The sequence below is a fragment of the Paraburkholderia sp. BR10937 genome (genome assembly GCF_040965695.1).
Lineage (GTDB): Bacteria > Pseudomonadota > Gammaproteobacteria > Burkholderiales > Burkholderiaceae > Paraburkholderia.
In genome coordinates this window covers 21,032-35,731 of record NZ_JBFRCL010000021.1, presented here as the reverse complement: position 1 = coordinate 35,731, position 14,700 = coordinate 21,032, and the positions used below count along the sequence as shown (strand labels likewise).

Genomic DNA, 14,700 nt, shown 5'->3' with positions numbered 1-14,700 from the left:
ATTATCGCGAAAACGTCATGTTTGAAGAAACCCGTGCCAACGTCCCGCTCGCCGAACGGCTGCGCCCGCGCTCCATCGACGAGGTCATCGGCCAGAAGCATCTGCTCGGGCCCAACAAGCCGCTGCGCGTCGCGTTCGAGTCCGGCGAAGCGCATTCGATGATCCTCTGGGGGCCGCCGGGCGTGGGCAAGACCACGCTCGCGCGCCTCATGGCCGATGCCTTCCACGCCGAATTCATCGCGCTCTCGGCGGTGCTCTCGGGCGTGAAGGATATCCGCGAGGCCGTGGAGCAGGCCCAGCTGCATCGCGCGCGTGGCCACCAGACGCTCGTGTTCGTCGACGAGGTCCATCGCTTCAACAAGAGCCAGCAAGACGCCTTCCTGCCGCATGTGGAGTCGGGCCTCTTCGTGTTCATCGGCGCGACGACGGAAAACCCGTCGTTCGAGGTGAACAGCGCATTGCTTTCCCGCGCCGCCGTGTACGTGCTCAAGAGCCTCGACGAGGAAGAGCAGGGCGAACTGCTTGCCCGTGCGAGCGAGGAACTGGGCGGCCTGACCTTCACGGACGAAGCGAAAAAGGCGTTGATCGGTTCGGCCGACGGCGACGGCCGCAAGCTCCTGAACAACCTCGAAATCGTCGCGCGCGCGGCCACCCAGCAGAAGAAGACCGAGATCGACGGCGAACTGCTCGGCAGCGCGCTGGCGGAAAACCTGCGCCGCTTCGACAAGGGCGGCGACGCGTTCTACGACCAGATCAGCGCGCTGCACAAGTCGGTGCGCGGCAGCAACCCGGACGGCGCGCTCTACTGGTTCTGCCGCATGCTCGACGGCGGCGCGGACCCGCGTTATCTCGCGCGGCGCATCGTGCGCATGGCGTGGGAGGACATCGGCTTGGCCGATCCGCGCGCCGGGCGCATCACGCTCGACGCCGCCGAGACCTACGAGCGCCTCGGCTCGCCCGAAGGCGAACTCGCGCTCGCGCAGGCCGTGATCTATCTGGCCGTCGCGCCGAAGTCGAACGCGGGCTACAACGCCTATAACGAGGCGCGGCGCTTCGTGAGCAAGGACCAGTCGCGCGCGGTGCCGATCCATTTGCGCAACGCGCCGACCAAGCTGATGAAGGAGCTGGGTTACGGCCACGAATACCGCTACGCGCACGACGAACCCGACGCGTACGCGGCCGGCGAGACCTATCTGCCCGACGGCATGCGCGAGCCGCGCTGGTATCAGCCCACGCCGCGCGGGCTCGAAGGCAAGATCGGCGAAAAGCTCGCGCGTCTGGCCGACCTCGACGCGCAATGGCGCGACGAGCACCGCGAGGAACTCCGCGAGAGGAAGCGCAAGGGCTGAATCCCCCAAACAACGGCGATGCCCGGCGCGCCGGGATGGCCCGGCCGGTGCGCTAAAATCGTCCCTTCACACAACGACACTGCGTCTCACAATCCCATGCTCGACATCCAGCTGCTGCGCAAAGACCTCGACGGCGTCGCGAAGCGCCTCGCCGACCGCGGCTACACCCTCGACGTCGCGGCCTTTGCCGCGCTCGAAGCGGAACGCCGCGCCATCCAGACCCGCACCGAAGAGCTCCAGGCACGCCGCAACAGCCTGTCGAAGCAGATCGGCGCGATGAAAGGCCGTGGCGAGGACACCTCGGCGGTCATGGCCGAAGTGGGCGGCATCGGCGACGAGATGAAGACGTCGGCCGCCAAGCTCGACGAGATCCAGTCGAAGCTCTCGGACCTGCTGCTCGGCGTGCCGAACCTGCCGCACGAGAGCGTGCCCGCGGGCAAGGACGAGGCCGACAACGTGGAAGTGCGCCGCTGGGGCACGCCGCGCGCGTTCGACTTCGCGGTGAAGGATCACGTGGACGTCGGCACGCCGCTGGGTCTGGACTTCGAGACGGGCGCGAAGCTCTCGGGCGCACGCTTCACGATGCTGCGTGGCCAGATCGCGCGCCTGCACCGCGCGCTCGCGCAGTTCATGATCGACACGCACACGCTCCACCACGGCTACACGGAAACGTACACGCCCTACATCGTCAACCCGGAAATCCTGTACGGCACGGGCCAGCTGCCCAAGTTCGCCGACGACATGTTCCGCGTGGAAAAGGGCGGCGGCGAGAACACGGTCACGCAGTACCTCATTTCGACCTCGGAAATCTCGCTCACGAACACGGTGCGCGAGAGCATCGTGGAAGGCAGCGCGCTGCCGATCAAGCTCACGGCCCACTCGCCGTGCTTCCGTTCGGAAGCCGGTTCGTATGGCCGCGACACGCGCGGCATGATCCGTCAGCACCAGTTCGACAAGGTCGAGATGGTGCAGATCGTTGCGCCCGAAACGTCGTACGACGCGCTCGAGCAGATGGTCGTCCACGCGGAAACCATCCTGCAAAAGCTCGGCCTGCCGTATCGCGTCATCACGCTGTGCACGGGCGACATGGGCTTCTCGGCCAGCAAGACCTACGACCTCGAAGTGTGGCTGCCCGCGCAGAACACCTATCGTGAAATTTCGAGCTGCTCGAACACCGAAGCGTTCCAGGCGCGCCGCATGCAGGCGCGCTATCGCAACGCGCAGGGCAAGCCGGAACTCGTGCACACGCTCAACGGCTCGGGCCTCGCCGTGGGCCGCACGCTGGTTGCGGTGCTGGAGAACTATCAGGAAGCGGACGGCTCGGTCACCGTGCCGGAGGTGCTGCGGCCGTATATGGGCGGCGTGGCGCGTCTCGAAGCGTCGGCCTGAGCGCGGGAGATTTGCTTGCTCTCGAAACTTTTTGCACAAGAGGGCTTGCAGAACTCAAAAAATGTTCTATAATCTTCGCTTCTCCGGTTGCCGACCAACACCGGGGAAGCAGTAAAAAAGCAGTACACCGGAGAGGTGGCAGAGTGGTCGAATGTACCTGACTCGAAATCAGGCGTACGGTTTCCCCGTACCGTGGGTTCGAATCCCACCCTCTCCGCCAGATTCAGAAAACCCCTGCATGCTTGACCGCTGCAGGGGTTTTTGCTTTTCTGCTCGCGTTCCGGCGTGCATGCCGGAGCGCACTTTCACTTGCGCAGGTGGCCGCGCATCTCCAGCGCATGCAGGTAGGTGCCCGAGATCGATGATCCTCCGTGATGCACGATCTTCTCGTCGATGAGCGCCCACACCGACTTGCCCGCCGCGCGCACGCGCCGGGAAAACGATAGATCTTCCGAGAGGTACACGCCTTTCTCGCCAACGGTGTCGAAGAACGCGTGGAACTTGCCGTCCGGCAGGTAGCCCGCGTACTGCGCGGGCGGCCGGTAAAGCGCCGTATGCGCCGCGGTCGCCTCCAGCGCGTCGCGCCGCACGAGGAAGATGCCCGTGCCGACATGGCTCACCTCGGCCCAGCCGTCGGACACGACACTGCTGCCCGCTTCATCGGCGAGAATCGCCGTGTTGTAGTCCACGGTCTTTTCCTGCCATTCGCGCAGCGTGAGCCCCACGTCGGCGCTCGTGATGCGCTTTTCCCGGTCGAAATAGCGGTACGGGCAGGCAATGCCGGCCACGGGCTTGTCGCCGGCGAGCAGGCGCAGAACCGCTTCGCGCGAGAAGTCCATGTCCGTATCGAGAAAGAGGACATGGCTGAACTCGCGATGGCTCAAAAAATAATTCGCAAAGAAATTGCGCGCGCGGATGATGTGCGACGAGGCCGTATGGATGTACTCGTAGCGGACGTCGCGTTCCTTGAGCGCCTCCATGAGGCGCGCGAGGGCCATGGCGAAGTCGAAATGCACCGAGTTGTCGTAAGTGGGCAGCGCGATCAGGATGTGGGGCGCCGCGCTCGGCGTGGAGGAGGTGGGGGCGGGATTACTTGGGGTCATGATCGGACTGCCTGCGCGCGATGTAAGATATTTCTCATTCTTGACGGCGGCTTGTGCTCGAACAATCGGAGATCTCTGAAATTCCCGCGTCCGGCGTCATCGGGATGACATGGTTTGCGGGTTGCTGCGCTAGCGACGCCGCAGCGCCGGTACAATCGCTCCTTTGAATTTGCGGCGCAGGGTTCTCTGCCACCGCCGCGCCCACTTCGGTCCATCGATGCCTATCACCTACAAGTCTGCCGACGATCTCGCCCGCCTGCGCATTTCGGGCCGGCTCGCCGCCGACGTGCTCGCGATGATCGGCGAGCACGTGAAGCCGGGCGTCTTCACCGACGACCTCGACGCGATCTGCAACGACTACATCGTCAACACGCTCAAGGCCGTGCCGGCCAATGTCGGCTACCTCGGCTTTCCGAAGACGATCTGCACGTCCGTCAATTCCGTGGTCTGCCACGGCATTCCCGATCGCGGCGAGGTGCTCAAGGACGGCGACATCATCAACATCGACGTGGCCGTGATCAAGGACGGCTATTTCGGGGACACGAGTCGCATGTACTGCGTCGGCACGCCGAGCACGGTCGGCCGCCAGCTGATCGACACGACCTATGAGGCGATGCTCGCGGGCATCCGCCAGGTGAAGCCGGGGGCGACGCTCGGCGACGTCGGCAACGCGATCCAGAAGCGCGCCCAGGCGGACGGCTTCTCGATCGTGCGCGAGTATTGCGGCCACGGCATCGGCAAGGTCTACCACGAGGAACCGCAGGTGCTGCACTACGGCCAGCCGGGGCAGGGCGTGCGCCTGAAGCCGGGCATGGTCTTCACGATCGAGCCGATGGTCAACGCGGGCCGCGCCGGCACGTCGGTGCAGCGCGACGGCTGGACGGTCGTCACGAAGGACCGCTCGCTCTCGGCGCAGTGGGAACACATGGTCGCGGTCACCGACGACGGCTACGAACTCCTCACGCCCTGGCCGGACGGCACAGGCGCCTACGAGGCCCCGTGAGCGTGGCTGTGCGGCCTCTGGGGCCGTCTGTCAAGGCTCGCGCGCAGGGCGTCGCGTGCCGGCAATTGTCAAATAAGGATTTGACTCTCAAGCCAGTTCGGTTAAAGCTACGCGTTAGCGCTTTATTGGGGTTTACGACTGCATGAGTCCGTCACTGACCGTTCGCCGTATCGCCGCCGATCAGGGTGCCGTGCTCCGCGAGCTTCGAACAGCTTCGCTGCGCGACGCGCCTTATGCATTCGGCGACACGCTCGAAGACGCGCTATCCGCCGATGCCGCCGTTTTCGACGCCGCGGCGGCCCGGCATGCGGTTTCACACACGGGCACGTCGTTCATTCTCTATACCGAGGGCCATCCGGCCGGTCTGATCGGCGCGAGCTTCGAAAGCGCGCCGGCGCGCCGCGCGTTCGTCTCGGCGCTGTGGGTCGCGCCTGCGGTGCGTCATCTGAGCGGCGGCGAACTGCTGCTCAACAGTGCCATCGACTGGCTCGTGAGCGAAGGCGCCACGCAGGTCTACGCCTGGATCACCGACACGAACACCACGGCCATGCGCTTCTACGAGCGCCTCGGCTTCGTCGCCACCGGCGACCACGCGCGCAGCCAGCAGCAGCCCGAGCAGTGGGAAACGCTGCTCATGCGAGCGCTCGGCGAGCACGCGAAGTCCGCTGCCACGCCGTAACGCCCGACGTTCGCGCTGCTGCGTACGACATCGCCCGCGTTTCGCTTCCCTCCCTGCGACACACCGAACCAGATTGTTTGCGCACGCGCGGCGCACTCGCGCTTCGCGCGCTTTTTTGCGCCATTTTTGGTGGTGCGTTGGTGCGCATCCGGCGGCGAATTTGGCCGAATACACCATTAAAAATAATGGCCGTGTGCGTCCGCGCCTGTAAAATACGCAAAATTTTTAGCCGAACGCCATGTCGCCCAGGAAATCGCCATATTTTGAACTGAAGAGCGGTTCAGTCGATACGCTTCTGTTCGTCGTCAAGACGACCGAGCTCGATGCCATGCGCGCCGAGCTCACGCGGCGCTTCGAGGCGACGCCCGAATTCTTCGCCAACGACACCGTCGCGATCGACGTGCGGCGTCTCGCCGACGGCGAGCAGGTCGCGCTCGGCGACATCGCCCGTCTGCTCGAAAGCGTGCGCATGCGCCCGGTCGGCGTGGTTGCGCAACCTGAACAGCACGGCTGGGCCGCTGCGGCAGGCCTGCCGTTCCTCGAGGCCCGCGACCGCCGCGGCGCGGGCGCGAAGCCGGCCGCCGAAGAAGGCGCCAGCGAAGGCGAGGCAGCGCATGCTTCGGCCACCGCATCTGCCGCCGCCTCGGCCGCGCCGCAAGCCACCGCTGCACAGCCCGAACTCTTTACCACCGAAACGGACCCGGCCGCCGCCGAAGCGGGCGCTGCGGCAACGGTCAACGCAGCGGCGGCGCTCGACGCCGGCGTATCGGGCGCGCGCGCGGAACCCACGCTCGTGATCGACCGGCCGCTGCGCTCGGGCCAGCGTATCTACGCGAAGGGCGACGTGGTCGTGCTCGGCCTCGTTTCCAACGGCGCGGAAGTGATCGCCGAGGGCAACATCCACATTTACGCGCCGCTGCGCGGCCGCGCGCTCGCGGGCGTGCACGGCAACCACGACGCACGCATTTTCTGCACGAGCCTCGAGGCGGAACTGATTTCGATTGCGGGCATCTACCGTACCACTGAAGTACCTCTCGCCGACGACGTGCGGGGCAAGCCGGCCCAGATCCGGCTCGAGGAAGAAAAGCTGTTGATCGAACCGTTGAGGCTCACCTGAGTCGCAGCTCGAGCGTCGTGCGCAGGCGGGCAGGGGCATGAGCGGCACGCGATGAGACCAAACTGAGAAACTGACGAACGCAAGGTAAGGGAATGGCAAAAATCATTGTGGTGACTTCGGGCAAAGGTGGTGTCGGTAAAACGACCACGAGCGCGAGTTTCGCATCGGGCCTCGCGTTGCGCGGCCACAAGACCGCGGTCATCGACTTCGACGTGGGCCTGCGCAATCTCGACCTCATCATGGGTTGCGAGCGCCGCGTCGTGTACGACCTGATCAACGTGATCCAGGGTGAGGCGAACCTCAATCAGGCGCTCATCAAGGACAAGAAGTGCGAAAACCTCTTCATCCTGCCGGCCTCGCAAACGCGCGATAAAGATGCGCTCACGAAAGAAGGCGTGGAGAAGGTGATCGAGGACCTGCGCAAGATGGACTTCGAGTACATCGTGTGCGATTCGCCCGCGGGCATCGAGTCGGGCGCGCTGCTCGCGATGCACTTCGCCGACGAAGCGCTCATCGTGACGAATCCGGAAGTGTCTTCCGTGCGCGACTCGGACCGTATCCTCGGCATGCTGTCGTCGAAGACCAAGCGCGCGATCGAAGGCAAGGACCCGATCAAGGAACACCTGCTCATCACCCGCTACAACCCGAAGCGCGTGAGCGAAGGCGAGATGCTCTCGCTGAACGACATTCAGGAAATCCTGCGCATCGAACTGATCGGCGTGATTCCCGAATCGGAAGCGGTGCTGCACGCATCGAACCAGGGTCTGCCGGCAGTGCATCTGGACGGCACCGACGTCGCCGAGTCGTACAAGGACGTCGTGTCGCGCTTTCTCGGCGAGGACAAGTCGCTTCGCTTCACCGATTACCAGAAGCCGGGCCTCTTGCAGCGCCTCTTCGGTAGCAAGTAAGGGAGGCGAACGTCATGTCGTTTCTTTCGTTTTTTCTCGGCGAGAAGAAGAAGTCCGCCTCGGTAGCGAAGGAACGCCTGCAGCTCATCATTGCTCACGAGCGCGCAGGCGGCCATCCGCCCGCCGACTATCTGCCGGCCCTGCAACGCGAACTGGTCGCGGTGATCTCCAAGTACGTGAAGATCTCCGATGAAGACATTCGCGTGAGCCTCGAACGTCAGGACGATCTCGAAGTGCTCGAGGTCAAGATCGAGATTCCGCAGGCTTGAGTTTCCACGCGCGCAGCCGCTGCGCTGCGCGCGTCGTTCGTCGTATCGCTTCGTTGTTCCTTCGCGCCTTCCTCTCTCGCGCGCCGCGTTTTGGCCCGCTCGCCTGCCTAACCGAAATATTCCGTTTCACTTCACCCCGCGCCGTTACACCGCCGGTGTCAGCGCAACCCTGTGCTCGCGCATTGATCGGGTAACGCCAATCATGGCGTCAACATTCAAGGGTGAGCAACATGAACAACTCCATTCGCCTCTTCATCGCCAAGGCCGCGATCGTTGCCGCTGGCACCTGCGCCGTCGCGGCGCCGGCGCTTGCCGAGATCGTCGTGGTCGAGCCGAGTGCACCGCCGCCTGCCGAACGCGTGGAAGTCGTGCCGGCGCCGCGCGTGGGTTATGTATGGGACAAGGGCCACTGGCGCTGGGACCACGGCCAGTACGTGTGGGTGAGGGGCCACTGGCAGGCCGAGCGTGTCGGCTATCACTGGGTGCCGGGCCACTGGATCGCGCACGGCCCGAACTGGCGCTGGGTCGAAGGCCACTGGGCTGCCTGATCGTTCAAGCCTGAGGGGAGCCCTGTCATGAGTAAAAAACTGCTCGCGGCGGCCATGCTTGCGCTTATGCTGGCGGGCTGCATCGTCGTGCCGGCGCGGCCCATGTACGTGAGACCCGCACCGGTCGTCGTGTACTAGTCGTCGACCGTTTTTATCGATCCCTCGACGGATCGTTCCGACCGGGCCCGGCGCGCATTGGCGTGTCGGGCCCGGCGCGTTTTGCGGCATGCATTCTCGATGCCCCACGAGGCATCGGTAACAAAGGGACAGATTTCGCTCATCCAGGATCGCCCATTCGCAGGCCGGCGCAAGGTTCGTCCGCTAAAATCTCGGCTAATCCCTTGAAGACTGGAATAACGGGCCCTGCGGTCCGCAGCACAATGAAACGAGTTTTGATTGTCAAAGTGACTTCGCTCGGCGACATCGTCGAGGCGCTTCCGGTCGTGGCCGACGTGCAGCGCGCCTTCCCCGGCGTCAAGGTCGACTGGGCCGCGGACGAGGCCTTTGCCGATATCGTGCGCTGGAACGCCGGCGTCGACCGCGTGCTCTGCGCGCCGCTGCGCCGCTTCAAGAAGGCGCGCCGCTGGAGCGATTTCAAGGCGATCTGGGCGTCGATATCGGACTTGCGCGCCTACCGCTACGACGCCATCGTCGACATTCACGGCGTGTACAAGAGCGCGATCATCGCGTTTCTCGCCCGCGGGCGGCGCCGCTTTGGCTATCTCTCGCAGGACCTCGGCGAACGCGGCGCGGCCTTCGCGTACAACGGCCGCTTCGGGCCGCGTCCGAAGTGCGATGCGTGGCACGGCATGCGCATCAGCGCGGGCGAGGCGCTCGGCTACACGGTCGACGCGCCGCCCGAATTCCAGATGCGCGTGCCGCGCGACGGCACCGCGCTGCCCGCGCCCGACGCACCCACGGCGCTGTTCTTTCACGCGACTTCGAAAGACGAGAAGAAGTGGCCGGTCGCGCATTGGGGCGAACTGGGTAATGCGCTGATCGCGCGTGGCCTGCGAATCGAACTGCCGTGGGGATCCGATAACGAGCTCGCCACGGCGCGCGAGATCGCGGCGCTGATCCCGGGCGCGACGGTGCTGCCGCGCCTCACGGTTTCCCAGGTCGCACAGCGCATCGAGGATTGCGCGCTCGTGGTCGGCACCGACACGGGCTTCGTACATCTCTCGCACGCGCTCCTCAAGCCGACCGTGATGGTGTTCGTTTCGACCGACGCCGAACACAGCGGCGTGCGTGCGCCCAATCGCTCGATCTCGATCGGCGACGGCCATCACGTGCCGCCCGTGCAGGTGGCGATCGATGCCGTCGATCGCATCTACCCGGCGCACGACGGCGGCGCGTCTACGCAGTCGTCGCGCGTTCACGCCGCTTGAGTTTTCGCGGGGCGTCACGCGCGTTGCGCCGTGCTTTCCCCGCCGTTTCCCATTACGAGCTTGTTAAAAGTGTCGCGCTTGTATTGCAGGCGCGCGCCTCGCTGCGCATGCAAAAGGCTTTGCGCGCCGATGCTGTTACACGGGTCACAACGCTGCTTACAAATTGCAACGCCTCACGCCTTCGCCGTCGTGTTCAATCGTAACCGTCCAGCCCGATATCGCATGGCCGGACACAGACACTGACTTGAAGGGAGAGACCACGGTGAAACGATTGACGCTTACCCTCATCGCCGGCGCATTGCTCGCGGCTTCGCTGGGCGGCTGCGTCGTGGTGCCGGCCGGCGGCTACCATCACGGCTATTACTATCGCTGATCGCCGCCGGACGGTGCCGCACCAGCGGTACCCGCGGCACGGCGGCCTTCAGGCAAGCAGCATTTCAATCGCGACGACCGCGGCAATTGCCGCGGCGTTCGCCGCCAGCGCTTCGAGCAGGACCGCACGCCAGGTCGCGGTGCGCAGGCGAAACGCCAGCAGGAGCGAGATGCCCAGGGCGAGGGCGATGATCACGACAATGTCGGCGTTGCTCAGATGCAGGTTCATCGTCGGCTCCCCCGGGAGATCGCTCCCCGCTTGTTGATTCGAGTATAGACACGCATCGCGCATACCCAAAGCGATCAAAAAGGGCATAAAAAAAGCGGAGACCGCCAGGCGGCCTCCGCTTTTTTTTATTGATGTGGCGATGCGTTACGAGAGCGACGTATGGCGCGTCTCGCGCATGCACAGGACGCCGAACAGGCTCACGCAGGCGGCGATCGACACATACGCGCCGACCCACGAGAGCCCCCCGCGCGCGGCCAGCACCTGCGCGATATACGGCGCAACCGATGCGCCGAGAATGCCGCCGAGGTTGTACGCCACGCCCGCGCCCGTGTAGCGCACGCTGGTCGGGAACAGCTCGGGCAACAGTGCGCCCATCGGCGCGAACGTGGCGCCCATCAGGAACAGCTGGATGACGAGGAAGAGCAGCACGAGCGGCGTCGCACCGCTGCCGAGCAGCGGCTCCATCGTGAAGCCCGAGAGAATCGCCAGAATGCAGCCGACGATCAGCACGGGCTTGCGGCCGAAGCGGTCGGACAGCCAGGCCGAGATCGGCGTGGCGATGCCCATGAATACCACCGCGATGCACAGCATGCCGAGGAAGGTCGGGCGCGGAATGTGCAGCGCCGTCACGCCGTGCGAGAGCGAGAACACCGTGGCGTTGTAGAAGAGCGTGTAGCACACGACCATGGCGAGCGCGCCGAGCAGCGTCGGCCACCAGTACTGCGAGAGCAGCGTCGCGACCGGCACCCTGACGCGTTCCTCGCGCTCGACGGCGGCCTTGAAGGCGGGCGTTTCGGCGATCTTCAGCCGCACGTACAGACCGAGCGCGACGAGCACCGCCGAGACGATGAACGGCACGCGCCAGCCCCAGTCGCGGAACTGCTGGTCGGAGAGCGTCGAGGCGAGGCCGAAGAACAGGCCATTCGAGGCGAGGAAGCCCACCGACGGCCCGAGCTGCGGGAACATGCCGAACCAGCCGCGCTTGCCTTGCGGCGCGTATTCCGTCGCGAGGAGGGCGGCGCCGCCCCATTCGCCGCCCAGGCCGATGCCTTGGCCGAAGCGCAGGATGCACAGCAGGATCGGCGCGAGGCTGCCAATCGCGTCATAGCCGGGCAGGAAGCCGATCAGCGTGGTGGACAGGCCCATGACGAGCAGCGACGCCACCAGCGTCGATTTGCGGCCGATACGGTCGCCGAAGTGGCCGAAGATGAACGAGCCGATCGGCCGCGCGACGAACGCGATGCCGAAGGTGACGAACGCCGAGAGCGCCTGCGCCGTGGCCGAACCGTGCGGGAAGAACACGGGGCCGATCACGAGCGCGGCGGCCGTTGCGTACACATAGAAGTCGTAGAACTCGATTGCGGTGCCGATAAAGCTCGCAAAGATCACACGCGCGGTGCTTTGCTGCTTCGCTGCGTCTGCCTGATCGGCGCGCGCGGGCGAAATGGGTGAGGTGGACATCCAGGGGTCTCCAGTCGTTGTGACGCGCTCGCGCCTGAGTTTGCGGGGCTAGCGCGGGCGTCTTTGTTCAGGCTCGCAGCGTGACGGGGCGCGTGGCTGGCGCCCAACGCCGCGGCAGCGTCCGTCAGGCGGCGACGCTTCGCCAGTATGCATCGCACGGCGCGAGCCGTGCGCGTTGATTCCTGACCGGCCAAAGCGCGCGCCGATAGGCGCAGCAGGGCGAAAGCGCGGTCGAAGCCTCGCGCGGCCGCGCGGATGGCGCGTGGCAGGAGGCATGGCCGGCGGGCGCCGGCTGGGGATAGCGAAAAATTATAACGACCGTGCGCGCCGTGCAGCAAGGCGGGCGTAAGCAGGCGCGCGCGTCAGGCATCGGCGCGAAGCGTGTGGGTCACTGGTAGTTCTGCGCCTGCGGCGAGGCGAGCGTGCGCAACTGGAACTTGCCGTTGTCGTTGAAGAGCCAGTCCTCGAACATCTCGAGCTGGCCCGCGGAATTGAGCAGCCCGCCGGGCGGCGGTGGCAGCGGCGCGGCGCGGCGCAATGTTGCGAGGGCGGTGGCTTCGGCTTCGTCGTCGCCGTTGGTCCGGTACACCGACGACTTCACGATCTGGCCACTGCGATTGACCGTGAACGACACGACCACGAGCGAGCGCAGCATGGCCTGGGGCGCGCCGTGCAGAACGTAGGACGGGTTGTGCTCGACGATGTGTTTCGCGACCGTGGTGCGGTAGTCGTCGAGTGTGACGCTATTGATCGCCGCGGGGGGGATGACGAGAAGCGGCCTGGGCGGCGGCGTGATCGTGCAGGCGCCCAAGCACCCGAGCATCGCGAGCAGCAAAACCAGACCGAGGCGCCGTGCGAGGGAGGCGCTGTGTGCGGATGAACCGCAAGACCACTGGACGCGGATGAGCATGTCGAACAAGCTCGGAAGCGGAACCTGAATCGAGCTTAGACGATACGCAGCGGGAAGCAATCAGAACTGTCCCGCGTAGTCACGGGACGTGCGAAATGGCGGTTGCCTGAGGCTGCTTATTCGACCGGGAACTGCGCGCAGGGATCGGCCGCGGTCGTTGCGCAGGCGTACGAGTATTCGCCGCTCTTCAGGAACAGCTCCTTGCCGACCTGGAAGTTGTCACGCAGGTTGGGCGAGCTTTCCCACGCGATGTAGCTGGAGCACATCACGGCGAACAGGACGACGAGCGAAAACGCGAATTTTTCGAGGAGTTGGTATTGGTGCGGCATGGCGATCTTTCCCATCTCAATGTGCAGGATTTTACCTCATGATTAGGGTTTTCACCTAGTGAATTGAGCGCAATTTGCTGAACCGATTTTTGGGTTTGACCCTTTAATTGCGGTCGTGTGTCGATGCGCTCAGCGCGACCGCGATCTGGCAGCGCCAATTAACTCGCAGTCCTGATTATTTGTGGCGCGATATCGACCACGCATTTTCGCGTAGCGCAGGGACGGAATTGCGTTGATCAGGGGCGCTTCGGCCTGACGGCCGTCACCTTGAGACACGCTGGCGCTGAGATGCGCCAGGTTTCACGAATTGGCGGAGGCGGTGAGATTCGAACTCACGGAAGGGTTACCCCTTCGCCGGTTTTCAAGACCGGTGCATTCAACCACTCTGCCACACCTCCGGAGCCGCGCATTGTAACCCGAAACCCACACGCGCCGGCAGTCGTCCAGTCGATCAGCGTCGGTCTCAGTGCGGGTCTTTCAGGAACAGCGCCTGCAAGTCGTTGAGGAAGCGCTGCCCCAACTCGGTCGGCGCGATCTTCTCGTAGTTGCGCATGATGAGCCCGCGCCGCTCGGCTTCCTGCAGCGCCGGTTCGATCGTCGTGATCGGCAGTCCCGTGCGCTCGATGAAGCGATGCACCGGGAATCCTTCCACGAGCCGCAGCGCATTGAGCATGAACTCGAACGGCAAATCGCGCGCGCTGACTTCGTGCGCTTCCTGGACCGGCGTGCCCGCCCGCGCCTGCTCGATAAAGGTTGCGGGATGCTTGTAGCGCGCCTGGCGCATGATGCGGTTCGGAAACGAGAGCTTCGTATGCGCGCCGGCGCCGATCCCGAGGTAGTCGCCGAAGCGCCAGTAGTTGAGGTTGTGCCGGCATTGGCGATCCGGCTGTGCGTAAGCCGAAACCTCATAGCGTCCGTATCCGGCGCCCGACGCGCGCTCGTGAATCCAGTCCTGCATGTCGGCGGACTGGTCGTCGTCGGGCAGGGCGGGCGGAAACCTGGCGAACAGCGTGTTCGGTTCGAGCGTCAGGTGATACAGCGACAGATGCGGCGGCTTGAACGAGAGCGCCGTCTCGATGTCGGCCTGGCATTCGGCGAGCGTCTGCTGCGGCAGGGCGAACATCAGGTCGAGGTTGAAGTTGTCGAAAGTCTTCGCCGCGACCTCGACCGCATGGCGCGCCTGCGCCGCGTCGTGAATGCGTCCGAGCGCCTTCAGATGCGCCTCGTTGAAGCTCTGGATGCCCACCGAGAGCCGGTTCACGCCGCTCGCGCGAAACTGCGCGAACTTCGCGGCTTCGAAGGTGCCGGGATTCGCTTCGAGCGTGATCTCGGCGTCGGCGTCGAGCGGCAGCAGGGCGCGCACGTCCGAAAGCAGTCGATCGAGACCCGCTGCGGAAAGCAGGCTGGGCGTGCCCCCGCCGATGAACACCGTATGCACCTGGCGGCCCCAGACGAGCGGCAGCGCCTGTTCGAGATCGGCGCGCAGCGCGTCGAGGTAATCGTCTTCGGGAAAGCGCTCGCCCTTCCACTCATGCGAGTTGAAATCGCAATACGGGCACTTGCGCACGCACCACGGAAAATGCACGTAGAGCGCGAGCGGTGGCAGCGAAGCGAGGCGAATGCTGCCAGGCATCGTGAACGACTGG

General features: G+C 64.9%; 15 protein-coding genes and 2 tRNA genes. 10 read left to right on the top strand and 7 right to left on the bottom strand.

All coding sequences use genetic code 11. The features are described 5' to 3' along the window. Positions 1–17 precede the first annotated feature (17 nt). From AB4Y44_RS18640 to AB4Y44_RS18630, 3 genes are all read left to right on the top strand, one after another. On the top strand, positions 18–1,349 hold the full coding sequence (locus AB4Y44_RS18640; protein ID WP_368700487.1) for a replication-associated recombination protein A: 1,332 nt from the start codon (positions 18–20) through the stop codon (positions 1,347–1,349). Between the two features lie 96 nt (positions 1,350–1,445). Then, positions 1,446–2,738, top strand: a complete 1,293-nt coding sequence (gene serS / locus AB4Y44_RS18635) for a serine--tRNA ligase (protein WP_368700486.1) — start codon at positions 1,446–1,448, stop codon at positions 2,736–2,738. A 129-nt stretch (positions 2,739–2,867) separates the two neighbouring features. Continuing rightward, a tRNA-Ser gene (locus AB4Y44_RS18630) sits at positions 2,868–2,958 on the top strand. 85 nt (positions 2,959–3,043) lie between these two features. Here AB4Y44_RS18630 and AB4Y44_RS18625 read toward each other — a convergent pair. Next, the gene (locus AB4Y44_RS18625; protein ID WP_368700485.1) at positions 3,044–3,841 is read right to left on the bottom strand and encodes a glycosyltransferase family 2 protein; all 798 of its coding nucleotides are present in this window, start codon (positions 3,839–3,841) and stop codon (positions 3,044–3,046) included. A 217-nt stretch (positions 3,842–4,058) separates the two neighbouring features. Here AB4Y44_RS18625 and map point away from each other — a divergent pair, with 217 nt between their 5' ends. The 7 genes from map (at position 4,059) to waaC (ending at position 9,753) form a co-directional block, all read left to right on the top strand. Then, positions 4,059–4,844, top strand: coding sequence for a type I methionyl aminopeptidase (map, locus tag AB4Y44_RS18620; protein WP_368700484.1), 786 nt, complete (start codon positions 4,059–4,061; stop codon positions 4,842–4,844). Between the two features lie 142 nt (positions 4,845–4,986). Beyond that, complete coding sequence (locus AB4Y44_RS18615; protein ID WP_342924105.1) at positions 4,987–5,523, top strand: GNAT family N-acetyltransferase; 537 nt, start codon at positions 4,987–4,989, stop codon at positions 5,521–5,523. A gap of 238 nt (positions 5,524–5,761) precedes the next feature. After that, on the top strand, positions 5,762–6,640 hold the full coding sequence (minC, locus tag AB4Y44_RS18610) for a septum site-determining protein MinC (protein WP_368700483.1): 879 nt from the start codon (positions 5,762–5,764) through the stop codon (positions 6,638–6,640). 92 nt (positions 6,641–6,732) lie between these two features. After that, positions 6,733–7,548: a septum site-determining protein MinD gene (gene minD / locus AB4Y44_RS18605; RefSeq protein ID WP_042260914.1), complete on the top strand. Its 816-nt coding sequence runs from the start codon at positions 6,733–6,735 to the stop codon at positions 7,546–7,548. A 14-nt stretch (positions 7,549–7,562) separates the two neighbouring features. After that, entirely contained in the window at positions 7,563–7,817 is a 255-nt protein-coding gene (gene minE, locus AB4Y44_RS18600) for a cell division topological specificity factor MinE (protein ID WP_027795398.1), read from the top strand. 230 nt (positions 7,818–8,047) lie between these two features. Continuing rightward, positions 8,048–8,365 carry a YXWGXW repeat-containing protein gene (locus tag AB4Y44_RS18595; RefSeq protein WP_342924107.1) on the top strand — a complete coding sequence of 106 codons (318 nt, stop codon included), beginning with the start codon at positions 8,048–8,050 and terminating at the stop codon, positions 8,363–8,365. 380 nt (positions 8,366–8,745) lie between these two features. Next, entirely contained in the window at positions 8,746–9,753 is a 1,008-nt protein-coding gene (gene waaC, locus AB4Y44_RS18590) for a lipopolysaccharide heptosyltransferase I (RefSeq protein WP_368700482.1), read from the top strand. A 421-nt stretch (positions 9,754–10,174) separates the two neighbouring features. Here the strand turns inward: waaC and AB4Y44_RS18585 are convergent, their stop codons facing one another. From AB4Y44_RS18585 to hemW, 6 genes are all read right to left on the bottom strand, one after another. Continuing rightward, positions 10,175–10,354 (bottom strand): hypothetical protein, encoded by a 180-nt coding sequence (locus tag AB4Y44_RS18585; RefSeq protein WP_342924110.1) that lies wholly within the window; start codon positions 10,352–10,354, stop codon positions 10,175–10,177. A 144-nt stretch (positions 10,355–10,498) separates the two neighbouring features. Further along, positions 10,499–11,815 (bottom strand): MFS transporter, encoded by a 1,317-nt coding sequence (locus AB4Y44_RS18580; protein WP_368700481.1) that lies wholly within the window; start codon positions 11,813–11,815, stop codon positions 10,499–10,501. 388 nt (positions 11,816–12,203) lie between these two features. After that, positions 12,204–12,638, bottom strand: a complete 435-nt coding sequence (locus AB4Y44_RS18575; RefSeq protein WP_342924137.1) for a TonB family protein — start codon at positions 12,636–12,638, stop codon at positions 12,204–12,206. 203 nt (positions 12,639–12,841) lie between these two features. After that, positions 12,842–13,054: a hypothetical protein gene (locus AB4Y44_RS18570; RefSeq protein ID WP_028205175.1), complete on the bottom strand. Its 213-nt coding sequence runs from the start codon at positions 13,052–13,054 to the stop codon at positions 12,842–12,844. Positions 13,055–13,362: 308 nt separating this feature from the next. Beyond that, a tRNA-Ser gene (locus AB4Y44_RS18565) sits at positions 13,363–13,452 on the bottom strand. Positions 13,453–13,517: 65 nt separating this feature from the next. Beyond that, a complete protein-coding gene (hemW, locus tag AB4Y44_RS18560; protein ID WP_368700541.1) occupies positions 13,518–14,687 on the bottom strand; it encodes a radical SAM family heme chaperone HemW in 1,170 nt (389 codons plus the stop codon). Positions 14,688–14,700 lie beyond the last annotated feature (13 nt).